Consider the following 23,968-nt stretch of genomic DNA (forward strand, 5'->3'; position numbering starts at 1 on the left):
ATGCGGCGCGTTGTCATCACCGGCGCGGGCACGATCAACGCTCTGGGCCTGTCGGTGCCCGAGACGCTGGCGGCCATGCGCGAGGGCAAATGTGGCATCGGTCCGCTGGAGTTCCGCGATGTGGAGCGGCTGGCCATCCGCATCGGCGGTCAGGTGCGCGGGTTCGAGGCCGAGGGCCGCTACAACCGCCAGCAAATCGCGCTTTATGATCGGTTCACGCAATTCACCCTCACCGCCGCCCGCGAGGCGATCGAGCAATCGGGCCTGACCTTCACCGATGACTTGGCCGCCCGCGCCGGGGTGGTGCTGGGCACGGCGGGGGGCGGTGTCTCGACATGGGACGACAATTACCGCGCGGTTTACGAAGAGGGCAAAAATCGGGTGCATCCCTTTGTGGTGCCCAAGCTGATGAACAACGCCGCGGCCAGCCATGTCAGCATGGAATGGAACCTGCGCGGGCCGTCCTTCACGGTCTCCACCGCCTGTGCTTCGTCGAACCACGCCATGGCACAGGCCTTTGCCATAGTCCGCTCCGGCATGAGCCCTGTGATGGTGACGGGCGGATCCGAATCCATGCTTTGCTTCGGCGGGGTGAAGGCTTGGGAAGGGCTGCGCGTGATGAGCCGCGATGCCTGCCGCCCGTTCTCGGCCAATCGCAACGGAATGGTGCAGGGCGAGGGCGCGGGTGTCTTTGTCTTTGAAGACTATGAACACGCGTGCGCGAGGGGAGCCGAGATCCTCTGCGAAGTCGCGGGGTTCGCCATGACCTCGGATGCCAGCGACATCGTGATGCCCTCCAAAGCCGGGGCCGCGCGGGCGATGGAAGGGGCGCTGGCCGATGCGGGGATCAGCCGCGAAGAGGTCGGCTATATCAATGCTCATGGGACTGGAACGGCGGCGAACGACAAGACCGAATGTGCGGCGGTGGCGGATGTCTTTGGCTCCCATGCGGACCGGTTGATGATCTCTTCCACCAAGTCGATGCACGGGCATGTCATCGGCGGCACCGGCGCGGTTGAACTGCTGGCCTGTATCATGGCGCTGCGCGACGGGGTGATCGCGCCGACCATTGGCTATGAGGAACCCGACCCGGAATGCGCGCTCGACGTCGTGCCCAATGAGGCACGCGAGGCACAGGTCGATGTGGCGCTCAGCAATGCTTTCGCCTTTGGCGGGATGAACGCCGTGCTGGCGCTGCGCCGCGCCTGATCCACGCGCGGCCATAAAAAATGCCGCCCCCGAGATCGGGCGCGGCATTCAAATCGGTAAAATCCAGTCTTACTGCTCGATCACCGAGACTTCGTCGTAGCTGGCAGTGAACCCGTCGAGCGAGAGGGTCAGCTTCACTTCCTGATCCGGTGCCAGAGCGGGCACGATGGTCAGCACCGCTTCTTTGCCACGCTTGAACGCACCGATATCGGCATCGGTCAGGCCCATGCGGACATAGCAGCCCACGGGGTTGCAGAAGGCATAGGGGTAGCGGCGGGCCTTGCCACCGTCGACCGACAGGGTCAACTGCGCGGGCAGGGCGGTCTCAAGCGGGACGACAACCGTGGCACCGGCCTTGGCCTGACCACCATCGGGAAGACGGAAGAGCGAGACTTCGGCAACCGGCGCGCCTTCGCCATCGGCGAGGAGTTGGTACATCTGGCAGGGGTCGACCTCTTCCTCGGTCTTGATGCAGCGCATCTCCCAAGCACCGATCTCTTTCTTGGTGTAGGGCTTGCCCAGATCGGGGTCTTTGTCCGCATCTTCACCGAGGCTCAGCTGCTCTTCGATCTGCGAAGCATTGCCGCTGGTGCCGGGCTGGGGCTGCTGCTCTTCGGTCTGGGGGGTGTCTTCTTCCGTGGCGGTCTGGGCGAAAGCCGTCATTGGGGCCGTCAGTGCAAGCGCTGCACAAAGCGGCAGGGCGGTCATAAACTTGCTCATGTCATATCCACATTTGTTGCGTTACCGCCCCTTACCACGCCGCCCCGGGATTGTCAGTGCCAAGGGCCGCATTTCGATCAAGGTTCGGGCAATTTCATGCCGACCCCGCAATCGCGGTTTTCCCGCGATGTCAGAGGCTTAAAGACCAGAAATGCAAAAGGGGACGCAGCGCGCCCCCTTTCCGTGTACTTTCTCCCCGTCGGACTGGGCCGACTTATTAATGCCACGTTAGGCAAGCGCGTGATGCCGGTCAACAGGAAAAATGCGACAATCTGTCAGGGTTTTAGCACGGCCCCAGTCAGAAAAAGGGCCGCACCCGAAGGCGCGGCCAAGTCTAACAGGGAGGAAGTACACCCGCCCGACGAAAGGACATGCGAGCGGGATGCCTTCACTATGGCGCGCAAAGGTTAAGTTTGTATGCTCTGGTGGAACGGACGAATGGCTAAAATTGACAGAAAGGCCCTAGCGTGAGCAGTGACATCTTTATCGGCGGCGGCGGTCCCGACCATGCGACAAAGCAATTCCTCGATCTTGGCTATGCCAACCGTCATGGGCTGATCGCAGGGGCGACGGGCACGGGCAAAACGGTGACGCTGCAAATCCTTGCTGAGGGCTTTGCCAATGCAGGGGTGCCGGTGTTCCTGTCGGATGTGAAGGGCGATCTGTCCGGCCTTGCCGTCGCGGGGAGCGAGGCCGCCAAACTGCACGGCGCTTTCACCGAACGCGCGGCCAAGATCGGTTTTGACGACTATAGCTATCAATCCTTCCCGGTCACCTTTTGGGATCTCTTTGGTGAGCAGGGCCACCCCGTCCGCACCACGGTTTCCGAAATGGGGCCGCTGCTCATCGCGCAGTTGCTCAGCCTGTCCGAGGCGCAGGAGGGCATCCTGAACATCGCCTTCCGCGTGGCCGATGAGGAAGGGATGCCGCTTTTGGATCTGAAAGACCTGCAATCCCTACTGGTCTGGGTCGGCGAGAATGCGAAGGAATTGGCGCTGCGCTATGGCAATGTCTCGACCGCCTCCGTCGGCACCATTCAACGGCGGCTGCTGGTGCTGGAGAACCAAGGCGGCGCGCAGTTGTTTGGCGAGCCGGCGCTGGCGCTCTCGGACCTCATGCGCTGCGACGCCGAAGGGCGCGGGCGGATCAACATCCTCGCCGCTGACAAGCTCATGGCCTCGCCCAAACTTTATGCGACTTTCCTGCTGTGGCTCATGTCCGAACTGTTCGAGGAACTGCCCGAGGTGGGCGACCGCGACAAACCCAAGCTCGTGTTCTTCTTCGACGAGGCGCATCTGCTGTTCGACGATGCGCCCAAGGCGCTGGTCGACAAGGTGGAACAGGTGGCGCGGCTCATCCGCTCCAAAGGCGTCGGGGTTTATTTCGTCACCCAGAACCCCGCCGATGTGCCCGACGATATCCTCGGCCAGCTTGGCAACCGTATCCAACACGCGCTACGCGCCTTTACCGCGCGGGATCGTAAGGAACTGCGCCAAGCCGCCGAGACCTACCGCGAGAACCCGCGCTTCGACACCGAAGAGGCGATCCGCGAGGTCGGTGTTGGGGAGGCCGTGACCTCCATGCTGCAACGCAAGGGCGTGCCGGGCGTGGTGGAGCGTACCTTGATCCGCCCCCCGTCTTCGCGGCTCGGCCCGATCACCGTGGCGGAGCGTGCGGCGGTGCTGGCGGACTCCGATCTGGCGGGGAAATACGAGACCGTGCAGGACCGCGAGTCGGCCTATGAAATGCTGAAGGCCCGCGCGGAGGCGGCGGCCAAGGAGGTGGAAAAGATCGAAGCCGCGGCAGAGGCCGAGGACGCAGCCGCGCGTGAGTTCCAGAAGGCCCGCCGCTATGGCGGGGCACGCAGCGGCGGCAGCCGGTCAAGCCGCAAGGCGACGGATGGTTTCGGCGATGCCATCGCAAGCGCGGTGATCAAAGAGCTGAAAGGCACCACCGGGCGCCGGATCGTGCGCGGCATCTTGGGCGGATTGTTCAAGGGGCGTTGAAGCGGCCTGAGAGATGAAAAAGGGGCGCGGTATTGCGACCGCGCCCCTTTTTATATCGTGAAGCTCAGCGGGATTTACCGCTCGGGGATCAACCCACGCGGGCTGAAACGCAGGACCAGAAGCAGCACGATGCCCATGGTCAGAAGCCGCATATGCGCCGCGCTCTCGATCAGATGGGCCTTCAGCGCCGATCCTTCGGACATGCCCGCCGTGATCAGGTTCATCAGCCACAGGCCCATCGGCTCGACCTGCACCCAGAGGAACCAGATCAGGAAGCCGCCAAGGATCGCGCCGAAGTTGTTGCCCGACCCGCCAACGATCACCATCACCCAAATGAGGAAGGTAAAGCGCAGCGGCTGGTAGGTGCCGGGCGTCAACTGGCTGTCCATCGTCGTCATCATCGCCCCCGCGATGCCGCAGATCGCGGAGCCGAGGATGAAGACCTGCAAATGCCGCGCGGTCACGTCCTTGCCCATGGCCTCGGCCGCGACTTCGTTGTCACGGATCGCACGCAGCATCCGGCCCCATGGCGAGTGCAGCGCACGCTGGCTCATCCACAACAGGACGATCAGAACGGCGGCAAAAAGCGCGATATAGAGCAGTTTGACCCAGAGCGTCGAGGCATCCACGGGATCAAAGCCGAAGCCCGCCGCACGCTCCACGAAGGCGGGGTTGTTTTGCAGGTCGATCTCATAAGGAACAGGGCGGGGCAGACCGATCACATTCTTCACGCCGCGGCTCAGCCAGTCTTCGTTCTTTAGGACCGCGATGATGATCTCGGCAATCCCCAGCGTCGCAATCGCCAGATAATCCGACCGCAGGCCAAGGGCCGTCTTGCCGATCAGCCACGCCGCGCCAGCGGCAAAGAGGCCGCCCACGGGCCAAGAGATCAGCACCGGCAGGCCAAGACCCCCGAGATAGCCGGTCTGCGCGGGGTTGATCGCCTCGACCGCTTGAACGGCGGGGTCAAGCAGGGCACGGAAGATGAAGAAACCAATGACCAAGACCGCGATCACCGAAAGCGTGCGCAGCGTGCCCGGCGCCATCCGTTTCATCAGCATGACCGCCGCCACCACGGTAGCCGCCCCAAGCGCCAGCGCCCCCAGAATGGCGAAACCACCGGTGGACCAAGCGCCCTCGGTCGGGGGCATGGAGACCAGCACAGCCGCCAGACCGCCAAGCGCCACAAACCCCATGACGCCCACGTTGAACAGCCCCGCAAAGCCCCATTGCAGGTTCACCCCAAGCGCCATGATCGAAGAGATCAGACCCATGGCGATGATCAGCAGAGCCGAGTTCCAACTTTGCGCAAAGCCGGTGTAGATGATCATCAAGGCGATGATCGCGAAAAGGATCGTGTTTTTCACAGTCTGGGTCATACCGATTTCCCCTTGAACAGGCCGGTGGGCTTGATCAGCAGAACGATCAGAAGAATGACGAAGCTGACCGCAAATTTGTAATCCGTGCTCATGAGCTGCACCAAGCCGTCCGGCTGCAAACCTTCGGGCATCACATAGCCCAGCACCTTCTTCCATGCGTAGGTGATCGTGACCTCGCTAAAGGCGATCACGAAACCGCCCGCGATGGCCCCCACCGGAGAGCCGAGCCCGCCGACGATGGCCGCCGCAAAGATCGGCAGCAGAAGCTGGAAATAGGTGAAGGGTTTGAACGACTTATCAAGGCCATAAAGCGTGCCTGCGATGGTCGCCAAGGCGGCCACGATCATCCATGTGATCATCACCACTCGCTCGGGGTTGATGCCCGACAAGAGCGCCAGATCCTCGTTATCGGAATAGGCGCGCATGGATTTGCCCGCCCGCGTCTTGTTAAGGAACCAAAACAGCAGCGCCACGACAATGATCGCGGTGACGATGGTGATGCCTTGGGTGGTCTTGAAGGCCAGACCCTCGCGCAGGCCGGTCATTTCCTTGAAATCCCGCGCCGACATGATGAAGCGCTGGCCGTCGAGGAAGTTCTGGTCGTCCGCGCCGATGATGAAACGGGTGATGCCGTTGTAGATGAAGGTCACGCCGAGCGACACGATCACAAGGATCACCGGCTTGGCCTTTTGCTCGCGGTAGAACTTGTAGACCACCTTGTCGGTGCCGAGCACCAGAAGCATGGTAAAGGCGATGCCGAAGGGCAGGGCCAGAAGCGCTGTCGGCAGCACGCCGAGGCTCAGACCCATGGACTGGAACAGCCATGTCATCAGGATCGTCGCCATGGTGCCCATGGCCATCGTGTCGCCATGGGCGAAGTTGGAAAACCGCAAGATGCCGTAGACCAGCGTCACGCCAAGCGCGCCGAGCGCCAGCTGCGAGCCATAGGCGATGCCCGGTATGATCACATAGTTCGAAAGTGCAATGAAAGCGTTGAGCAGATCCATGTTCAGCCCCCCAGAAACGATTTGCGGACTTCAGGATCGGCCAAAAGCTCTTTGCCGGTGCCGGTAAAGGCATTCGCCCCCTGCACAAGCACATAGCCTTTGTCCGCGATTTCAAGCGCTTGACGGGCGTTTTGTTCGACCATCAGGATCGGGATGCCGGTGCGGGCAACCTCGATGATCCGGTCGAAAAGCTCGTCCATGACGATGGGCGAGACACCCGCCGTCGGCTCATCCAGCATCAGCACCTTGGGCTGGGTCATCAGCGCGCGGCCCACGGCCACCTGCTGACGCTGACCGCCCGAGAGTTCACCCGCCGCCTGATGGCGCTTTTCCTTGAGGATCGGAAAAAGGTCATAGACCTGCGCCATCGTATCGCGAAAGTCATCGCGGCGGATGAAAGCGCCCATCTCAAGGTTCTCTTCGACCGACATGGAGGTGAAGATGTTCGAGGTTTGGGGCACGAAGCCCATGCCCTTGGCCACACGGTCCTGCGGGCTGAGTTCGGTGATGTCTTCACCATCCAGCCGCACATGGCCCTTGCGCATATCGAGCATGCCGAAGACCGCCTTCATGCCGGTGGATTTGCCCGCCCCGTTGGGGCCGACGATCACCGCAATCTCACCGCGGTCGACCGCGATGGTGCAGTCATGCAGGATGTCGGGGCCGTTGCCGTAGCCCGCCGTCATGCCGTCACCAATCAGGAAGGGGCCGCCGGGGGCGGGGTGGGTTTTGCCGCTGGCCTTGGGCATGATGCTGCCTTGGCCCTTCGCGTTGCCGACCGACCAATCTTTGTTGCCGCGGTCGCCGTAGGGATCATTGCTCATGCGCCTACCTTGTCCTTGTTCTTCAGCCCGGTGCCGAGATAGGCCTCGATCACCTGTTCGTTCGCCTTGATCTCATCCAACGTGCCTTCGGCCAGAACGTGGCCCTCGGCCATGCAGATCACCGGGTCGCAAAGGCGGCCGATGAAATCCATGTCATGCTCGATCACGACGAAAGTGTAATTGCGCTCTTGGTTAAGCCGGATGATCGCGTCGCCGATGGTGTTCAGCAGCGTCCGGTTCACACCCGCGCCGACCTCGTCCAGAAAAACGATCTTGGCGTCGACCATCATGGTGCGGCCAAGCTCCAGCAGCTTTTTCTGCCCGCCCGAGATCTGGCCCGCCTTCTGTTCGGCCAGATGTTCGATGGTCAGGAACTCCAGCACCTCATCGGCCTTGGCCTTGAGCGCGCGTTCCTCATTGGCGATGCGTTTGGTGCCGAACCATGTGTTCCACAGCGTCTCGCCCGACTGATTGCCCGGCACCATCATCAGGTTCTCGCGGCAGGACATCGAAGAAAACTCATGCGCGATCTGGAAAGTGCGCAGCAGCCCCTTGTGGAAGAGTTCATGCGGGGGCAGGCCGGTGATGTCCTCCCCATCCATGGTGACGCGGCCCGAAGTGGGCTGAAGCACGCCAGCAATTACGTTGAACAGCGTGGTTTTCCCCGCGCCATTTGGGCCGATCAAACCGGTGATCGATCCTTTCTCGATCGACAGGCTCGCCCCGTCGACGGCGTGAAACCCGCCGAAGTGTTTGTGTACGTCGTCTACGACGATCATATGTCCATCCCCGTGTCCGCCACCTTGTGGCTGGTTTTTATTGGTCGTCATATGGGCCGCGCAGGCAGATGCGCGCCGCCATACCTGTTTACAATGAGCTGAGATTCTTGGAAGGGACCGCTGCGATCCTGATCTGAAGAAAGCCCTGCGCTGCCTTGTCAGAGGCAGATTGCGCCGTATTGCCGAAATCGCGTTCAGCAAAATACTGGCCCAAAGCCCTGACCGAGACGGCCATACGTTGCTTTTTCATCCTGTCCTCCCAGACGGGACGTGTTTTCCACGTCCTCAATAGGGGATTTGTACTGGCTGCATCCCCGGAAGAAAAGCCGATTTCCTAAGCAAAAGGCCCGATCGCACTGCGACCGGGCCTCTCTTAGCGGTTAGATGGTGGCGCGGATCAGCGGTAGCCGACCGTGACCATCTTGCCGTCCTTCATCTCGATCTCGCGGTAGTTGCCCGCGCTCTCGCCCGGTCCGATCAATTCGACCGCCGAAGCACCGACATAGTCCACGTCGCCGCCGTCTTTGATGATCTGAAGCGCTTTGCCCAATTCACCCGGCAGGATTTTCTCACCCGGTGCGTTGGCGACTTCCATCACCTTTTCCTTGTACGCCGCCGGATCGTTGGAGCCTGCGGCCTGCATCGCCAGCAGCATCAGCGCCGCCGCGTCGTAGGATTCAGGCGAGAAGGCGTTGGTCGGCTCGAAACCGGCTTCTTTGCCCATCTTCTTGTAGTTGTCGGGGCCTTCGCCAGCAGCACTCGGGTTCTGACCAAAGGAGCCATCCGCAATCTCGGCGAATTTCTCTTCCAGCGTGTCGGAGACCATGCCGTCGGGGAACATGAAGACGTCGAATGCACCGGCGTCCAGCGCACCATTCACGATGCCCGCGCCACCTTGGTCGACATAGCCTGCCACGACCAGAACCTCACCACCGGCAGAGGCCAGCGCGCCGACTTCGGCGGAGTAGTCCGCTTTGCCGTCTTCATGCGAGGTGTTGATGGTCACGGTGCCGCCGGATTCTTTGTAAGCGGTCTCAAAGCTGTCGGCCAAACCTTTACCATAGTCGTTGTTGGTATAGGTGACGGCGACTTCCTTGATGCCACGGTCGTTCAGGATGTCGGCCATGACCTGACCCTGACGTGCGTCCGACGGCGATGTGCGGAAGAACAGACCGTTGTCTTCGACCGTCGACAGGGCGGGCGATGTCGCGGAGGGCGAGATCATCACGATGCCGTTCGGAATGGCGACGTTTTGCAGCGAGGCGGTGGTTTCACCCGAGCACATGCCGCCCACGATGCCGCTCACACGGTCGGAGGTGATCAGACGCTCAGCCGATGCCACAGCAAGGCCGGCATCGATGCAGCCGGTGTCGCCACGCTCGGACGAAACGGTGGCGCCGTCGAGGAACAGGCCGCTCTCGTTAACCTCGGAAATCGCCAGTTCGGCGCCTGCGGCCATGTCATTGGCCAGCGATTCCAGCGGGCCGGTGAAGCCCAGCAGAATGCCGATCTTGGTGTCTTCAGCATGCGCGCCAGTGGCGAGCAGGGCAACGGCCGTTGTGGCCATCAGAATTTTTTTCATTTGGTACTCTCCCTTAGTTGAACTCTCGTTCTGATCGAACGTTAGGTCGTGGTTTCGAAAAAGAAAAGGCGATTTATAAAGTGTTTTTCGCGGGCAGGTTTTCGCGTGGACCGGGAACGATGGTGGAAATGGGCGGTGGGCTGGCTATGTCTTGAACCAAGCCCCCATGCCCAAAGGAGCCTGCCCATGACCCGCGCAAAACACCTCGCCACCGCCGCCTTCATCAGCCTCGGCAGCCTCTGCGCCGCGGGCTTCGCCACAGCGCAGAGCGGTCTCACGATCACCCCCATGGCCGAGGATCTCGAAGCCCCGTGGGGCGTTGCCCCCTTGCCGGGTGGCGGTCTGTTGGTGACAGAGAAGGCCGGGCGTTTGATCTACCAAAAAGACAACACACGGCATGAGGTCTCGGGCCTACCGGAGGTGGCCGTGATCGGGCAGGGCGGTCTGTTGGACATCACCTTGGCCGGGGATTTCGCGCAAAGCCACCTGCTGTTCCTGACCTATGCCAAACCCCAAGAGGGCGGCGGCGCGGGGACCGCTTTGGCCAGCGCGCATCTGTCAGAGGATACCCGCAGTCTTGAAAACCTAACCGAGCTTTTCGCCATGAAGCCGGGCAGCAGCGGCGGCCAGCACTTCGGCTCGCGCGTGGTCGAAGCGCCGGATGGCACGCTGCTGGTGACCATCGGCGAACGCGGCGATCGTCCGGCGGCGCAGGACCGCAGCACCCATAACGGCAGCATCATCCGTGTGAACCGCGACGGCTCGGTCCCCGATGACAACCCCTTTGTCGACACGCCCGACGTGCTGCCTGAAATCTGGTCCTACGGCCATCGCAACCCGCAAGGGGCGGGGCTGGATCTGGATGGGCGGCTTTGGGTGTCGGAACACGGGGCCAAGGGCGGGGATGAGGTGAACCGCATCACCAAAGGCACGAATTACGGCTGGCCCGTGATTTCCTACGGTGAGCATTATTCCGGCGCGAAGATCGGCGAGGGCACGGCGAAAGAGGGGATGGCGCAGCCCGAATTCTACTGGGACCCGTCCATCGCGCCTGCGGGGCTGATGGTCTACTCCGGCGCGCTTTTCCCTGAATGGGAAGGTGACATCTTCGTCGGCTCGCTCAAGTTCGACTATATCGCCCGGCTGAGCGGCACGCCGCTGGAAGAGGTGGCGCAGATCAAGACCGCCGAGACCGCCCGCGTGCGCGATGTCGTCGAAGGGCCCGAGGGTGGGATCTGGTTCATCTCAGAGGTCAACGGCACCGTCTACCGGATCACGCCTTGACGCTCAGGCGGGCTGCCGGGTGGATTGGCTGCCGCGCTCACGATAAGGCGTGGTCTGGTAATGCGCCCGGTAGCATTTCGAGAAATGCGAGGGCGAGGCAAAGCCGCAGGCCAGCGCCACGTTGATCACGCTCATATCCGTCTGCATCAACAGGTTGCGCGCCTTTTGCAGCCGCAATTCCATATAGTAACGTTTTGGGCTGCGGTTCAGGTAGCGCCGAAACAGACGCTCTAGCTGGCGGGTCGACATGCCCACGTCACGGGCGAGGATGGAGGGGCTGATCGGCTCTTCGATGTTGCGCTCCATCTGCTGAATTACTTGGGAAAGCTTCGGATGGCGCACGCCGATTCGCGTGGGCACCGACAGGCGCTGCGTGTCTTGGTCGGTGCGGATCGAGGAATAAATGAGCTGATCCGCCACGGCATTGGCAGTCTCCTCACCGTGGTCATCGGCGATGAGTTTCAGCATCATGTCCAAAGAAGACGTGCCGCCCGCCGTGGTCAGCCGGTTGCCGTCGACCACGAAGACCGATTTCGTCAGAATAACCTCTTCGAATTCCTCGCCGAAACTGTCCTGATTCTCCCAGTGGATCGTCGCGCGTTTGCCGTCGAGCAGCCCCGCCTTGGCCAGCGTATGCGCCGCGGTGCACAGCCCGCCGACAACCAGCCCCTTGCGCGCCTCGCGGCGCAGCCATGCCAGCAGCTTTTTCGTGGTCGCGGCCTGCACGCCGATGCCGCCGCAGATCATGATGGTATCGTCGCGGCCCAACTCCTCAAGCCCGCCGTCCAGTGCGAACACCGCGCCGGATGAGCTTACACAGGTCTCACCGCTTTCGCCCACGACCTGCCATTCATAGACCTCGCGTTCGAGCATGCGGTTGGTGATCCGCAGGCATTCCACCGCCGAGGCAAAGCTCAGAAGGGTAAAATTCTCCAACAACACAAAGACGAAGCGCCGCGGCTTGTCGGTCTGGGGGGGCATGCGGGTGGCCGGGCGCGGTTGGGACATCACGGCGTCTTTCTATTCAGGTCGTCTCTGCCGACATGTGCCATGGCCGTCAGAACTTGCCGGAAACATTGCCCACGGGCCTCACGCCACGTCAATAGGGCGCATTTCGGTTCTGGTCACTTTCCCCGCGCCTTTGTATAGAGAAAGATCACGAAGTGCCGACACTCGGCGCTGTGGAGCGGAGTAGAAAGATGACAGACTGGAGCACCTCGAGCTGGCGCAGCAAACCGCGCGTCCAGATGCCCGATTACCCTGACCAAGCCGCATTGGAAGCGGTTGAGGCACAGCTGGCACGCTATCCGGTCCTCGTTTTTGCGGGCGAAGCACGCCGATTGAAGAAACATCTGGCCGCCGCAGGCCGTGGCGAAGCCTTTCTATTGCAGGGCGGTGATTGCGCCGAAAGCTTTGAGCAGTTCAGCTCGGACGCCATTCGCGACACCTTCAAGGTGATGTTGCAGATGGCCATCGTGCTGACCCATGGGGCCAAGGTGCCGGTGATCAAACTGGGCCGCATGGCCGGTCAATTCGCCAAGCCGCGCTCGGCCCCGACCGAAGTGGTGGATGGCGTGGAACTGCCCAGCTACCGCGGCGATATCATCAACGATCTGGCCTTCAACGAAGCGGCGCGTATCCCCGACCCGCAAAAGATGCTGCGCGCCTATACGCAGGCCGCCGCCACGTTGAACCTGCTGCGCGCCTTCTCAACCGGGGGCTATGCCGATGTGCATCAGGTCCACGGCTGGACGCTGGGCTTCACCGATGACGAAAAGGCCGAGAAATACCGCGAGATCGCCAACCGCATCTCCGACACGCTTGATTTCATGGCGGCCGCTGGGGTGACCGCCGAAACCGCGCATACGCTGCAATCGGTGGAATTCTACACCAGCCACGAGGCGCTGCTGCTGGAGTATGAAGAGGCGCTTTGCCGCCGTGACAGCCAGACCGGCAAGTGGCTTGCAGGCTCGGGTCACATGATCTGGATCGGTGACCGCACGCGGCAGCCCGACGGGGCGCATGTGGAGTTTGCCAGCGGCGTGCAAAACCCGATTGGCCTGAAGTGTGGTCCCTCGATGACCAGCGATGACCTCAAACAGTTGATGGCTAAGTTGAACCCCGAGAATGAAGAGGGCCGTCTCACCCTGATCTCGCGCTTTGGTGCGGGGCAGGTGGGCGATCACTTGCCGCGTCTGATCAAGACCGTTCAGGAAGAGGGCGCTAATGTTGTCTGGACCTGTGACGCGATGCACGGCAACACGATCAAATCCTCGACGGGCTACAAGACCCGGCCCTTCGATTCCGTGCTGCGCGAAGTGCATGAGTTCTTTGCCGTGCATAACGCCGAAGGCTCCGTCCCCGGCGGTGTGCATTTCGAGATGACCGGCCAAGACGTGACCGAATGCACCGGCGGTGTGCGGGCGGTCAGCGACGAAGACCTGTCGGACCGTTACCACACGGCCTGCGACCCACGGCTCAACGCCAGCCAGTCGCTGGAACTGGCCTTCCTCGTGGCCGAGGAACTGTCGAACCGCCGCGTGGCACAGACGGCGCGGGCGGCGGGGTAACATCCTCGACCTGCACTTGTATTTGACGAAAGAAACGCCGTCCCGTTTTCCGGGGCGGCGTTTTCGCGTTCCGAGGGCGGCGGACGGGCTATTCTTGCTCTGACTTCACCAGACGCAGATAGGGCGGGATGTCACCCGATGGGGCGGCGGTGAAGCTTGCTTTCGGCTCTGCGAATCCGGTTTCGCGTGGCAAAAGCGGCTGCTGCAGGGGATCGGCATGGCGCACAGGTTTGGCCACCCCGCCAAAGGCGCTATGCCGCGTGGCCTGCGCCAGATCGAAGCGCCGCGGGGTTTGGCCGATCTCCCCCAGCACGACGAGACAGCCCAGCACCCGACTGACATCGCCCAGATCGCTTTTCAGCGGCAAGAGCAGCATCCGCCCCGTCAAGGCAGGCCGCCCATAGCTCGCCGCCGCGCCCAAGTGCAGCGTGATCTGGCCGGGCATCTGAAACACTTCTTCCAGCGCTTCGCTGACGCGGGGGCGTGACTGCGTTCCGAAAAAGGCGGTGATCGGCATGCCGCGCACCTCCATCCCCATGAGGTCGCGCAGGTGGCCGCCTGCGATCCGCAACCGGCCGACACCTACCGCGACACGTTCGAGGATAAAGGCATATTCCAATGCCTGCTCGATCCCGCGCGGGTCGATATCCGACCGCCGCGGCATCAACCTGTTGCCGCGCAGGGCCTCCCAATAGGCTTCGACCTGCGCGAGCGGGCCATAGCCAACATGCGTCCGATGATCTGACATGGCGACAACATTCTGCGCGGTGTGGCCTGTATTGCCCATTGAAACTCACCCATAAGGTCTTGGCCAATACAGCAGCCGTTTTTGAAACGACAGCGGCACAATGCGGCCGAAATGATTACCAAATCATTAATACCGCAGGCGGTTAAGGATTTCGTTACGCTTTCGCTGAAGTGGTTAACGCGTGAGCCAAGGGATCCGCCGGGCCGAGGGGGCGGGGGCTTGCCCCTCGCGGGGGTTTCGCCGTAAGGCAGGACATGACCGCCCTTGCAAGGAACGCGCCGATGATCAGGTCCATGACAGGTTTCGCCTCTGCCTCCGGCGCTTTGGAGGGTTGGAGCTGGTCTTGGGAGCTGCGCGCGGTCAATGGCAAAGGGCTCGATCTGCGGCTGCGCGTGCCCGATTGGGTCGAGGGGCTTGAGGCCGCCTTGCGCAAGCAAATTTCGGCGGAGGTGGCGCGGGGCAATATCACCTGCAACCTGCGCATCTCCTCGGCTGAGAGTGACGGCAGCTTGCAGATCAACGAGGCGCATGTCGACACACTGCTGACCGCCCTGCATGAGATTGAGGCCCGTGCGATGGATGCCGGTGTATCGCTGGCGCCCTCGCGGGCGAGCGACATTCTTTCCATGCGCGGTGTGTTGGAACAGGCCGATCAGGCACAGGACATCGACGCACTGCGCGCCGCTTTGCTGGCGGAAGTGCCGACCCTGCTGCGTGATTTTAACGAAATGCGCGCGCAGGAAGGCGCGGCGCTGGCCGGTGTATTGCAAGAGCAGTTGACCGAGGTCGAAAACCGCGCTGCCGAAGCCGCCGCTTTGGCCGAGGCCCGGAAGGAAGAGACCGCTGCCCAGTTGCGCCGCAACCTTGCGCGCGTGCTCGACAACAGCGAGGGCGCGGATGCAGACCGGGTGGCGCAGGAGCTGGCCTTGATCGCGGTCAAGGCCGATGTCACCGAAGAGATCGACCGCCTTGCCGCCCATGTCGCCGCCGCGCGTGCGCTGATCGGGCAAGGCGGGCCGGTGGGGCGCAAGCTGGATTTCCTGATGCAGGAGTTCAACCGCGAAGCCAACACGCTCTGCTCCAAGGCGCAGAGCACCGAATTGACGACTGTCGGTCTGGCCCTGAAGGCGGTGATCGACCAAATGCGCGAGCAAGTGCAAAATGTGGAGTAAGACGTGACAAACCCAAGCCGACGCGGCCTTCTGATCATCCTCAGTTCCCCCTCCGGGGCGGGCAAATCGACCATGGCCCGCGCCATGCGCGCATGGGATCCGACGATCAACTTCTCGGTCTCGGCCACCACCCGCGCCCCCCGCCCGGGCGAAGAGGACGGCAAGGATTACCGCTTTGTCGGCGAAGAGGAGTTCCGGCAGGCCGTGGCTGAGGGCGAAATGCTGGAACACGCCCATGTTTTCGGCAACTTCTACGGATCCCCCAAGGCCCCCGTGCAGGCAGCGATTGACGAGGGGCAGGACATCCTTTTCGACATCGACTGGCAGGGCGCACAGCAGATCCGCAACTCCGACCTGAACACACACACGCTGTCGATCTTCCTGCTGCCGCCCTCGATCACCGAGTTGAAGCGCCGTTTGGAAAGCCGGGGCCAAGACGATGCCGAGACGATTGCCAAGCGCATGGGCAAAAGCTGGGATGAGATCAGCCATTGGGACGGCTACGACTTCGTGCTGGTGAACGACGATCTCGACCAGACCGAGGCGCGGCTGAAATCCATCATCACCGCCGCCCGGCTGCGGCTGAGCCAACAGCCCGCCATCAAGGATCACGTTCGCCGTCTGCAATCCGAATTCGAGGAATTGAAATGACCCTCTACGCCCTCGCCGATGCGCGCCCCGAAGTCGCCCCCGAAGCATGGGTCGCGCCTGATGCCAATGTCATCGGCAAGGTGACGCTTGGGCCCGAGGCCTCGGTCTGGTTCGGCAGCACCCTGCGCGGCGATAATGAGATGATCACCGTGGGCCGCGGCAGCAATGTGCAAGAGAACTGCGTTTTCCACACTGATATGAGCTATCCGCTGACCGTGGGCGAGGATTGCACCATCGGTCATAAGGTCATGCTGCACGGCTGCACCATCGGCGACAACAGCCTGATCGGCATGGGGGCCACGGTGCTGAACGGGGCGAAGATCGGCAAGAACTGCCTCATCGGGGCAGGGGCGCTGATCACAGAGAACAAGGTGATCCCCGATGGGTCGCTCGTCATGGGTGTGCCGGGCAAAGTGGTCCGTGAGCTTGACGCGCAGGCGATCCAACAGTTGACCGCGAGCGCCAAACACTATGCCGAGAACGCCGCGCGCTTCCGCCGCGATCTTGAACCGCTCTGACATGGGCAGCACCGCCGTAACCCTTTCCGATGTGGTGGAGGCGCTGCCGCTGCCAAGCGTGGCCATCAATGCCGAAGAGCGGATCACCGTTCTGAACGCGCCCGCCGAAGATCTGCTGGGCAAGGGGCTGCTGGGCCGCCATTTCGTCACCGCGCTGCGCCAGCCGGGGCTGGTCGAAGCGGTCGAGCGCTGTCTCGCGGGTGCGGGGCCGTGCCAAGCGCGCTTTACCAGCACCGGCGGCGAACATGGCACCACCTACGACGTAAGCCTGCGCCCGGTGGGCGACCACGGGATTGTCCTGCTTAGTTTTAACGACGTGACGGAGATGGCGCAGGCAGGCCAGATGCGCCGCGATTTCGTGGCCAATGTGAGCCACGAGTTGCGCACCCCGCTCACCGCGCTGATCGGCTTCATTGAGACGCTGCAAGGTCCGGCGCGCGATGACACGGCGGCGCGCGAGCGGTTTCTGGGGATTATGGCGCAAGAGGCCGAGCGGATGAATCGGCTGGTGGGAGAGCTTTTGTCCCTCAGCCGGGTCGAGGCCGAAGAGCGCGTGCGCCCCGAAGCGCCGATCGATGTGCGCGACGTGCTACGCGGCACCCTGCGCAACCTCGCGCCGCTGGCGGTCGACAGCAATGTGACACTGGCACCGACCTTGGGGGATGTGCCCGCCCTCGTGCTAGGCGATGCGGATCAGTTGGTGCAGGTCTTCACGAACCTCATCGAGAACGCGATCAAATACGGCGGGCGCGACAACCGGGTCGAGATTTCTCTTAAACGCACGGGCCATGATCCCGCGATGCGCGGCCCGGCGGTCCATGTCAGCGTACGGGACCACGGCCCCGGCATCGACGCCATCCATCTGCCGCGGCTGACCGAACGGTTCTACCGGGTCGACAGCCACCGCAGCCGTGCGCTTGGCGGAACGGGACTGGGTCTGGCCATCGTCAAACACATCATGAATCGTCACCGCGGGCGGCTCAAGATCACCAGCACCCCCGGCGAAGGGGCCGAATTCCGCGTGATTCTGCCGATGAAACCGGGTTCTGACTGATTTTTGCAGAAATTTGGTGATTCAGGCCGACTGTCATGAAACTGTAACGTTGCTGTCACAAAAGCACAGCACCGCCTTCATAGACGGGGCGCAGATCACCATGGGGTGGTCACCAATTCGCATCTGACAGGAGATATCATGTCACTCGCAAAACTCACCACTTCCGCCCTGGCGATTGCCGCCGTATCTGCAACCGCTGCTGCCGCGCGTGACCAAGTACAGGTTGCCGGTTCCTCGACCGTGCTGCCCTATGCCTCCATCGTCGCCGAAGCCTTTGGCGAAAACTTTGACTTCCCGACACCGGTCGTGGAATCGGGCGGCTCCTCGGCTGGCCTCAAGCGTTTCTGCGAAGGCGTGGGCGAGAACACCATCGACGTGGCCAATGCCTCGCGCCAGATCAAGGACGCCGAAGTAGCGGCCTGTGCCGAGAACGGCGTGACCGACATCATCGAAGTGCGCATCGGCTATGACGGCATCGTCTTCGCCTCCGACATCAATGGCGAGACCTTCGAGTTCACGCCGGTCGATTGGTACAAAGCCCTCTCCGCCAAAGTTGTCGTAGATGGCGAAGTGACCGAGAACCCCTATACCACATGGGATCAGGTCAACCCCGACTTCCCCGCCCAGCCGATCCAAGCCTTCATCCCCGGCACCAAGCACGGCACGCGCGAAGTGTTTGAAGACAAGGTGATCCTCGCAGGCTGCGAAGAGACCGGTGATTACGAAGCCTTCCTCGAAGCCGCGGATGGCGACAAGAAAGCCGCCGAGAAAGAGTGCATCAGCCTGCGCACCGACGGCAAGTCCGTGGACATCGACGGCGACTACACCGAGACGCTGGCGCGCATCGAGAGCAACCAAGACGGCATCGGCGTCTTCGGTCTGGCCTTCTACGAGAACAACACCGACAAGCTGCAGGTTGCGACCATGGGCGGCGTCGAGCCAACCACCGAGAGCATCGCCTCGGGTGACTACCCCGTGTCGCGCCCGCTGTTCTTCTACGTCAAGAAAGCCCACATCGGCGTGATCCCCGGCCTGAAGGAATACGCTGAATTCTTCGTCGCCGACGAAGTTGCCGGCCCCGACGGCCCGCTGGCCGAATACGGTCTGGTCTCCGACCCTGAACTGGCCGACACCCAGTCCGTGGTTGCCGATGAAACCGTGATGGGCAGCGGCTCCTAAGCCTTAACCGTTATCGCCGGGGGCGGGTGACTGCCCCCGGTTTTTCGCTTTTTGATCCACCGGGGGACATGTGGGACAAATACTGACATCAGGCGCGGTGCTGCCGCTGGTCATCCTGATCGCGGCACTGGCACTGGGCGGGTATTTCCTTGCGCGGCGTCGGGCTTTGGCCTCTGCCCAAGGTGACAGCCGCAAGCTGCATTCGCTGCCAAGCTACTACGGCTACAATGCGGTGATGAGCGTGGCGGTGCCCGCGCTTTTGGTTTTGGGCATCTGGCTGCTGGTTCAGCCGATGCTGGTGCAATCTTCGGTGGTTGATATGATCCCCGCCGAGGCTGTGCCCGAAGGCTCCTCCGTCAATCTGATCATGAGCGATGTGCGCCGTCTGGCCGATGGGCTGGACGCGGCCGTCTCCTCCGGCGCGCTCAGCGCGGCAGATGCGACCGATCTTTCCGCTGCCGATGACCTGCGCGCATGGCTGGGCGAACAGGGCGTTGCCTTGGGGGCCGAGATTAGCCCCGAGGTGCTGCAAGCCGCGCAGGCTTACCGCGAGATGACGGCGACGGGCAATTTCTGGCGCAACATCATCGTGGCGCTGATCGCCTTGGCCGGGCTGGCCATGGTCTACCGCGAAACCAATGCCACCTTCCGCGCCCGCAACCGGGTCGAAGGGGGCGTGAAGGCGCTGCTGATCCTCGCGGCCTCTTTGGCGATCCTGACCACCGTCGGCATTGTGTTGTCGATGCTGTTCGAGACGATCAATTTCTTCAACCTGCATCCTTGGACCGACTTCTTCTTCGGCTCTTCCTGGGCACCGAACTTCCGCGGCGACAGTGACCTGTCGATCCTGCCGCTGCTTTGGGGGACGCTATATATCTCGCTCATCGCGCTGCTGGTGGCCGTGCCCATCGGGCTTTTCGCCGCGATTTACCTGAGCGAATATGCAGGCCCCAAGGTGCGCGCCACGGCCAAGCCGCTGCTCGAAATCCTCGCAGGCATCCCGACAATCGTTTACGGCCTTTTCGCGCTGCTGACGGTGGGGCCATTCCTCGTCCAAGTCTTCGGGCGCGGGGAAGAAGGGCTTCTGGGCGTCGATTGGATGTCGGGGGCGACCTCGGTCCTGACCGCCGGGCTGGTCATGGGCATCATGTTGATCCCCTTCGTTTCCTCCCTGTCGGACGACATCATCAACGCGGTGCCGCAGTCGCTGCGCGACGGTTCTTTCGGCTTGGGCGCGACCCAGTCCGAGACGATCCGCCAAGTGGTCATGCCTGCGGCGCTGCCGGGCATCGTCGGCGCCGTCTTGCTCGCCGCCAGCCGCGCCATCGGTGAGACGATGATCGTGGTGCTGGGGGCAGGGGCCATCGCCCGCATCTCGGCAAATCCGTTGGAAGCCATGACCACCATCACCACCCGCATCGTCAGCCAGTTGACGGGGGACAGCGATTTCGCCAGCCCCGAGACGCTGGTCGCCTTTGCGCTTGGCCTGACCCTCTTCGTCCTGACCTTGGGCCTGAACGTGCTGGCCCTCTACATCGTGCGCAAATACCGGGAGCAGTACGAATGAGCGATATCCCCAACCCCGCAGCCCCCATCGCAGACCCGCGCGGTGCGTCCCTGCTGGTACAAGACGGGCGCACCAAACGCCGCAACGCTTCCGAGGGCCGTTTCAAGCTCTATGGCATCATTGCCATCGTGATCGGCCTCTTGATGCTGCTGACGCTGCTCTTCACCATCATCTCCCGCGGGACCGGCGCGTTTCAGCAGACCTATGTGACGCTTTCCGTGCCGCTGCTGGAAGACAAGCTCGACAAGAACGGCAACCGCGATTTGGAAGACATCAAGAAGGTCTCGACCTTCGGATATTCGCCGCTGCTAAAAGCTGCCTTTGAAAACAAGGTCGAAGCGGGCGAGGTTGAGACCGATCTCAAGCCCAAGGCGATGGCAGATATCCTGTCGAAAGACGCCGCCGCTCAATTGCGCAACTACGTCTTGGCCAACCCGGAGCTGATCGGCACGAATGCCGAGTTCGAGTTCCTGACCAACAGCCGTGTCGATGGCTACCTCAAGGGCCGCGTGACCCGCGAAAGCATCGCCAATGACAAGAACATCAGCGCCGAGCAGCTTGATCTGGTCGATGCGTTGATCGCCGACGGCAGCATCGAAAAGCGGTTCAACCTCGACTTTATCACAGGCGCCGATGCCTCTGACGCGCGGCCCGAAGCGGCGGGCATGGGGGTGTCGATGATCGGCTCTTTCGCGATGATGCTGGTGGTGCTGGTGCTGGCGCTGCCCATCGGGGTCGCCGCGTCGATCTACCTCGAAGAATTCGCGCCGAAGAACTGGGTCACCGACATCATCGAAGTGAACATCTCGAACCTCGCCGCGGTGCCCTCGATCGTCTTTGGTATCCTTGGCCTTGCGGTGTTCATCAACTACATGCACCTGCCGAACTCGGCTCCGCTGGTGGGCGGTCTGGTGCTGACGCTGATGACCCTGCCGACGATCATCATCTCGACCCGCGCCTCGCTCAAATCGGTGCCGCCCTCGATCCGCGACGCGGCGCTTGGGGTAGGGGCCTCGAAAATGCAATCGGTGTTCCACCATGTGCTGCCCCTCGCCGCACCGGGCATCCTGACGGGGACGATCATCGGGCTTGCCCAAGCCCTTGGCGAAACGGCACCTTTGCTGCTTATCGGCATGGTGGGCTTCATCGCCTCCAACCCGCCCGACAGCATCGCCGAAGGGCTGATGGCCCCGAACTCCGCCATGCCGGCCCAGATCTATGAATGGGCCAAACGCGCCGACCCGGCCTTCTACGAACGTGCTTGGGGCGGTATCATCATCTTGCTGGTGTTCCTGATCACGATGAATGCCATCGCCGTGCTGCTGCGCCGCCGCTTTGAGCGTCGCTGGTAAACCAAGGACGGGACCATGAAAGACAACAGATATTCGGAGAGTGACGTGACAACCCAACCCGTCAAGATCGCGGCCCGCAACGTGCAGGTCTACTACGGTGACAGCCACGCCATTCGCGACGTGGACATCGACATCAACGACAAGACCGTGACCGCCTTTATCGGCCCATCGGGCTGCGGCAAATCGACTTTTCTGCGCTGTATCAACAGGATGAACGACACAATTGATGTGGCCCGCGTGACCGGCGACATCCGCATCGATGGCGAAGACATCTATGACAAACGGGTCGACCCGGTGCAGCTGCGCGCCAAGGTTGGCATGGTGTTTCAAAAGCCAAACCCCTTCCCAAAGTCGATCTACGACAACGTGGCCTACGGCCCACGCATCCACGGGCTGGCCCGCAATAAGGCCGACCTCGACGATATCGTCGAACAGGCCCTGCGCCGGGGCGCGATCTGGAACGAGGTGAAGGACCGTCTGCACGCACCGGGCACCGGCCTTTCGGGTGGTCAACAGCAGCGTCTATGCATCGCCCGCGCCGTGGCAACAGAGCCCGAAGTGCTTTTGATGGACGAACCATGCTCGGCCCTTGACCCCATCGCCACCGCGCAAGTCGAGGAATTGATTGACGAATTGCGGCAGAACTACTCCGTCGTGATCGTCACGCACTCCATGCAACAGGCCGCGCGGGTGAGCCAGAAAACCGCCTTTTTCCACCTCGGCAACCTCGTGGAATTTGGCGACACCGACGACATCTTTACGCGGCCCCAAGACCCGCGCACCGAAAGCTACATCACCGGCCGTATTGGATAATATCATGTCAGATCAACACATTGCATCAGCATTCGACCGCGATCTGGAAGCCGTTCAGGCGCAGATCCTCAAAATGGGCGGTCTGGTCGAAGACGCCATCCGCCGCGGCGCGCAATCGCTGGAAACCCGCGACGAAGAGCTCGCCAATGAGGTGCGGGCAGGGGACAAGGCCATCGACGGGCTGGAAGAACAGATCAACGAAAGCGCCGCCCGCGTCATCGCGCTGCGCGCGCCCACGGCGATCGACCTGCGTCTAACGCTGAGCGTCATCAAGATTAGCGCCAACCTCGAACGTATTGGCGACTATGCAAAAAACATGGCCAAGCGCACCAGCGTCCTGAACCAGATGGAGCCTGTCAGCGACAGCACCGGCGCGATCCGCCGGATGGCTGGCGCGGTTGAGGCGATGCTGAAAGATGCGCTCGACGCCTATATCCAGCGCGACGCGGATCTTGCGCGCGATGTGATCACCCGAGACGAAGATGTCGACCAGATGTATAATGCGCTCTTCCGCGAATTCCTCACCTTCATGATGGAAGACCCGCGCAGCATCACCGCCTGTATGCATCTGCATTTCATCGCCAAAAACGTCGAACGTATGGGTGACCATGTGACGGCCATCGCCGAACAGGTTGTCTATCTGGTGACCGGTGAGACGCCCGAGGACGACCGGCCCAAGGCCGACCGCACTTCGATCACCACGAAGGACTGAGACGATGGACGTCACACGCCCCCAGGTTCTGCTGGTAGAAGATGAACCCGCGCAACGTGAGGTACTGGCCTATAACCTCGAAGCCGAAGGCTTTGAGGTGCGCCGGGCCGAAGACGGCGAAGAAGCCATGCTTCTGGTCTCAGAGGCCGCGCCGGATTTGGTGATCCTCGATTGGATGATGCCATTGATGAGCGGCATCGAAGTCTGCCGCCAACTCAAATCGCGCGAGGCGACGCGGCATATTCCGGTCATCATGCTCTCCGCGCGCTCTGAGGAAGTGGATACCGTGCGGGGGCTGGAAACCGGCGCGGACGACTATGTGATCAAGCCGTACAACCTGCGCGAACTCATGGCCCGTGTGCGCACGCAGCTGCGCCGCACACGTCCCGCAGCCGCAGGCGCGCTGCTGAGCTTTGACGACATCCAGCTCGACCCGGAGCGTCACCGCGTGAGCCGCGCGGGCAACGAGCTGAAACTGGGGCCGACGGAGTATCGGCTGCTGACGACGCTGCTGGAAAAACCCGGGCGCGTGTTCAGCCGCGATCAATTGCTCGACCACGTCTGGGGCCGCGACATCTATGTCGATACGCGCACGGTGGACGTTCATATCGCGCGACTGCGCAAAGCATTGACGCGCGAAGGTGGCGGAGACCCGATCCGAACCGTGCGCGGTGCGGGTTACGCCTTGGGTTAAACTCTTCTAGCTCTTCTTAGGACCCGTCTTTTTTACATAATACTGATTATCAGTTTCGCATATCACAACGCGGTGGATTCACAAACGAAGTGCAAATTCTGTACGAATACAGAGAGTTGCATGGAGTATGAAGAATGGGAACCCACTA

Annotated in this window: 23 protein-coding genes; 14 read left to right on the top strand and 9 right to left on the bottom strand. The window is 62.0% G+C overall.

The features are described 5' to 3' along the window. Positions 1-1,209, top strand: coding sequence for a beta-ketoacyl synthase (locus tag ACGYLO_RS15895; protein WP_271687264.1), 1,209 nt, complete (start codon positions 1-3; stop codon positions 1,207-1,209). A gap of 69 nt (positions 1,210-1,278) precedes the next feature. Here ACGYLO_RS15895 and ACGYLO_RS15900 read toward each other — a convergent pair whose 3' ends face one another. Further along, entirely contained in the window at positions 1,279-1,929 is a 651-nt protein-coding gene (locus ACGYLO_RS15900; protein WP_271687265.1) for an invasion associated locus B family protein, read from the bottom strand. Positions 1,930-2,396: 467 nt separating this feature from the next. Here ACGYLO_RS15900 and ACGYLO_RS15905 point away from each other — a divergent pair, with 467 nt between their 5' ends. After that, positions 2,397-3,935, top strand: coding sequence for a helicase HerA-like domain-containing protein (locus ACGYLO_RS15905; protein ID WP_271687266.1), 1,539 nt, complete (start codon positions 2,397-2,399; stop codon positions 3,933-3,935). 74 nt (positions 3,936-4,009) lie between these two features. Here the strand turns inward: ACGYLO_RS15905 and ACGYLO_RS15910 are convergent, their stop codons facing one another. From ACGYLO_RS15910 to ACGYLO_RS15935, 6 genes are all read right to left on the bottom strand, one after another. Continuing rightward, positions 4,010-5,314 carry a branched-chain amino acid ABC transporter permease gene (locus tag ACGYLO_RS15910; RefSeq protein ID WP_271687267.1) on the bottom strand — a complete coding sequence of 435 codons (1,305 nt, stop codon included), beginning with the start codon at positions 5,312-5,314 and terminating at the stop codon, positions 4,010-4,012. Then, complete coding sequence (locus ACGYLO_RS15915; RefSeq protein WP_271687268.1) at positions 5,311-6,321, bottom strand: branched-chain amino acid ABC transporter permease; 1,011 nt, start codon at positions 6,319-6,321, stop codon at positions 5,311-5,313. Before ACGYLO_RS15915 ends, ACGYLO_RS15910 begins: the two co-directional genes overlap by 4 nt. 2 nt (positions 6,322-6,323) lie before the next feature. Further along, complete coding sequence (locus ACGYLO_RS15920; protein WP_271687269.1) at positions 6,324-7,145, bottom strand: ABC transporter ATP-binding protein; 822 nt, start codon at positions 7,143-7,145, stop codon at positions 6,324-6,326. Next, positions 7,142-7,924: an ABC transporter ATP-binding protein gene (locus ACGYLO_RS15925; RefSeq protein WP_067266791.1), complete on the bottom strand. Its 783-nt coding sequence runs from the start codon at positions 7,922-7,924 to the stop codon at positions 7,142-7,144. The genes ACGYLO_RS15920 and ACGYLO_RS15925 overlap by 4 nt, the downstream gene beginning before the upstream one ends. 88 nt (positions 7,925-8,012) lie before the next feature. Beyond that, positions 8,013-8,174 carry a hypothetical protein gene (locus ACGYLO_RS15930; RefSeq protein ID WP_271687270.1) on the bottom strand — a complete coding sequence of 54 codons (162 nt, stop codon included), beginning with the start codon at positions 8,172-8,174 and terminating at the stop codon, positions 8,013-8,015. Positions 8,175-8,321: 147 nt separating this feature from the next. Then, positions 8,322-9,506, bottom strand: a complete 1,185-nt coding sequence (locus ACGYLO_RS15935; protein WP_271687271.1) for an ABC transporter substrate-binding protein — start codon at positions 9,504-9,506, stop codon at positions 8,322-8,324. 186 nt (positions 9,507-9,692) lie between these two features. On the opposite strand from ACGYLO_RS15935, the gene ACGYLO_RS15940 reads away from it, so the two are divergent. Next, positions 9,693-10,790 (top strand): PQQ-dependent sugar dehydrogenase, encoded by a 1,098-nt coding sequence (locus tag ACGYLO_RS15940; protein WP_271687272.1) that lies wholly within the window; start codon positions 9,693-9,695, stop codon positions 10,788-10,790. 3 nt (positions 10,791-10,793) lie between these two features. On the opposite strand, the gene ACGYLO_RS15945 is transcribed toward ACGYLO_RS15940, so the two are convergent. Then, positions 10,794-11,798, bottom strand: coding sequence for a GlxA family transcriptional regulator (locus tag ACGYLO_RS15945; RefSeq protein WP_271687273.1), 1,005 nt, complete (start codon positions 11,796-11,798; stop codon positions 10,794-10,796). Between the two features lie 191 nt (positions 11,799-11,989). Between ACGYLO_RS15945 and ACGYLO_RS15950 the strand changes: the two genes are divergently transcribed. After that, on the top strand, positions 11,990-13,360 hold the full coding sequence (locus ACGYLO_RS15950) for a class II 3-deoxy-7-phosphoheptulonate synthase (RefSeq protein WP_271687274.1): 1,371 nt from the start codon (positions 11,990-11,992) through the stop codon (positions 13,358-13,360). A gap of 88 nt (positions 13,361-13,448) precedes the next feature. Here ACGYLO_RS15950 and ACGYLO_RS15955 read toward each other — a convergent pair whose 3' ends face one another. After that, complete coding sequence (locus tag ACGYLO_RS15955; RefSeq protein WP_394376870.1) at positions 13,449-14,147, bottom strand: PAS domain-containing protein; 699 nt, start codon at positions 14,145-14,147, stop codon at positions 13,449-13,451. Positions 14,148-14,389: 242 nt separating this feature from the next. Between ACGYLO_RS15955 and ACGYLO_RS15960 the strand changes: the two genes are divergently transcribed. The 10 genes from ACGYLO_RS15960 to phoB all read left to right on the top strand — a co-directional run bounded on the left by ACGYLO_RS15960 (position 14,390) and on the right by phoB (position 23,820). Further along, positions 14,390-15,280, top strand: a complete 891-nt coding sequence (locus ACGYLO_RS15960) for a YicC/YloC family endoribonuclease (RefSeq protein ID WP_271687276.1) — start codon at positions 14,390-14,392, stop codon at positions 15,278-15,280. 3 nt (positions 15,281-15,283) lie between these two features. Beyond that, a complete protein-coding gene (gene gmk, locus ACGYLO_RS15965; protein ID WP_276154400.1) occupies positions 15,284-15,931 on the top strand; it encodes a guanylate kinase in 648 nt (215 codons plus the stop codon). Further along, positions 15,928-16,449: a gamma carbonic anhydrase family protein gene (locus tag ACGYLO_RS15970; RefSeq protein WP_271687277.1), complete on the top strand. Its 522-nt coding sequence runs from the start codon at positions 15,928-15,930 to the stop codon at positions 16,447-16,449. The genes gmk and ACGYLO_RS15970 overlap by 4 nt, the downstream gene beginning before the upstream one ends. A gap of 1 nt (position 16,450) precedes the next feature. After that, complete coding sequence (locus ACGYLO_RS15975; protein ID WP_271689969.1) at positions 16,451-17,503, top strand: ATP-binding protein; 1,053 nt, start codon at positions 16,451-16,453, stop codon at positions 17,501-17,503. Between the two features lie 138 nt (positions 17,504-17,641). Continuing rightward, complete coding sequence (locus ACGYLO_RS15980; protein WP_271687278.1) at positions 17,642-18,682, top strand: substrate-binding domain-containing protein; 1,041 nt, start codon at positions 17,642-17,644, stop codon at positions 18,680-18,682. A gap of 70 nt (positions 18,683-18,752) precedes the next feature. Continuing rightward, the gene (gene pstC / locus ACGYLO_RS15985) at positions 18,753-20,249 is read left to right on the top strand and encodes a phosphate ABC transporter permease subunit PstC (RefSeq protein WP_394374185.1); all 1,497 of its coding nucleotides are present in this window, start codon (positions 18,753-18,755) and stop codon (positions 20,247-20,249) included. Then, positions 20,246-21,601, top strand: coding sequence for a phosphate ABC transporter permease PstA (gene pstA, locus ACGYLO_RS15990; protein WP_394376871.1), 1,356 nt, complete (start codon positions 20,246-20,248; stop codon positions 21,599-21,601). Before pstC ends, pstA begins: the two co-directional genes overlap by 4 nt. Before the next feature lie 15 nt (positions 21,602-21,616). Next, positions 21,617-22,414 (top strand): phosphate ABC transporter ATP-binding protein PstB, encoded by a 798-nt coding sequence (gene pstB / locus ACGYLO_RS15995; protein ID WP_067266771.1) that lies wholly within the window; start codon positions 21,617-21,619, stop codon positions 22,412-22,414. A gap of 4 nt (positions 22,415-22,418) precedes the next feature. Next, complete coding sequence (phoU, locus tag ACGYLO_RS16000) at positions 22,419-23,126, top strand: phosphate signaling complex protein PhoU (protein WP_209217798.1); 708 nt, start codon at positions 22,419-22,421, stop codon at positions 23,124-23,126. Positions 23,127-23,130: 4 nt separating this feature from the next. After that, positions 23,131-23,820: a phosphate regulon transcriptional regulator PhoB gene (gene phoB / locus ACGYLO_RS16005; protein ID WP_067266767.1), complete on the top strand. Its 690-nt coding sequence runs from the start codon at positions 23,131-23,133 to the stop codon at positions 23,818-23,820. Positions 23,821-23,968 lie beyond the last annotated feature (148 nt).

The sequence above is a fragment of the Sulfitobacter sp. 1A13353 genome (genome assembly GCF_043557255.1).
In the GTDB taxonomy this organism is placed as follows: Bacteria; Pseudomonadota; Alphaproteobacteria; order Rhodobacterales; family Rhodobacteraceae; genus Sulfitobacter; species Sulfitobacter faviae.

Coding starts and splice junctions, on each gene's coding strand:
- ACGYLO_RS15895 (WP_271687264.1), top strand. CDS start 1: ATGCGGCGCGTTGTCATCACCGGCGCGGGCACGATCAACGCTCTGGGC.
- ACGYLO_RS15900 (WP_271687265.1), bottom strand. CDS start 1,929: ATGAGCAAGTTTATGACCGCCCTGCCGCTTTGTGCAGCGCTTGCACTG.
- ACGYLO_RS15910 (WP_271687267.1), bottom strand. CDS start 5,314: ATGACCCAGACTGTGAAAAACACGATCCTTTTCGCGATCATCGCCTTG.
- ACGYLO_RS15915 (WP_271687268.1), bottom strand. CDS start 6,321: ATGGATCTGCTCAACGCTTTCATTGCACTTTCGAACTATGTGATCATA.
- ACGYLO_RS15920 (WP_271687269.1), bottom strand. CDS start 7,145: ATGAGCAATGATCCCTACGGCGACCGCGGCAACAAAGATTGGTCGGTC.
- ACGYLO_RS15925 (WP_067266791.1), bottom strand. CDS start 7,924: ATGATCGTCGTAGACGACGTACACAAACACTTCGGCGGGTTTCACGCC.
- ACGYLO_RS15930 (WP_271687270.1), bottom strand. CDS start 8,174: ATGAAAAAGCAACGTATGGCCGTCTCGGTCAGGGCTTTGGGCCAGTAT.
- ACGYLO_RS15935 (WP_271687271.1), bottom strand. CDS start 9,506: ATGAAAAAAATTCTGATGGCCACAACGGCCGTTGCCCTGCTCGCCACT.
- ACGYLO_RS15940 (WP_271687272.1), top strand. CDS start 9,693: ATGACCCGCGCAAAACACCTCGCCACCGCCGCCTTCATCAGCCTCGGC.
- ACGYLO_RS15945 (WP_271687273.1), bottom strand. CDS start 11,798: ATGTCCCAACCGCGCCCGGCCACCCGCATGCCCCCCCAGACCGACAAG.
- ACGYLO_RS15950 (WP_271687274.1), top strand. CDS start 11,990: ATGACAGACTGGAGCACCTCGAGCTGGCGCAGCAAACCGCGCGTCCAG.
- ACGYLO_RS15955 (WP_394376870.1), bottom strand. CDS start 14,147: ATGGGCAATACAGGCCACACCGCGCAGAATGTTGTCGCCATGTCAGAT.
- ACGYLO_RS15960 (WP_271687276.1), top strand. CDS start 14,390: ATGATCAGGTCCATGACAGGTTTCGCCTCTGCCTCCGGCGCTTTGGAG.
- ACGYLO_RS15970 (WP_271687277.1), top strand. CDS start 15,928: ATGACCCTCTACGCCCTCGCCGATGCGCGCCCCGAAGTCGCCCCCGAA.
- ACGYLO_RS15975 (WP_271689969.1), top strand. CDS start 16,451: ATGGGCAGCACCGCCGTAACCCTTTCCGATGTGGTGGAGGCGCTGCCG.
- ACGYLO_RS15980 (WP_271687278.1), top strand. CDS start 17,642: ATGTCACTCGCAAAACTCACCACTTCCGCCCTGGCGATTGCCGCCGTA.
- pstA (WP_394376871.1), top strand. CDS start 20,246: ATGAGCGATATCCCCAACCCCGCAGCCCCCATCGCAGACCCGCGCGGT.
- pstB (WP_067266771.1), top strand. CDS start 21,617: ATGAAAGACAACAGATATTCGGAGAGTGACGTGACAACCCAACCCGTC.
- phoU (WP_209217798.1), top strand. CDS start 22,419: ATGTCAGATCAACACATTGCATCAGCATTCGACCGCGATCTGGAAGCC.
- phoB (WP_067266767.1), top strand. CDS start 23,131: ATGGACGTCACACGCCCCCAGGTTCTGCTGGTAGAAGATGAACCCGCG.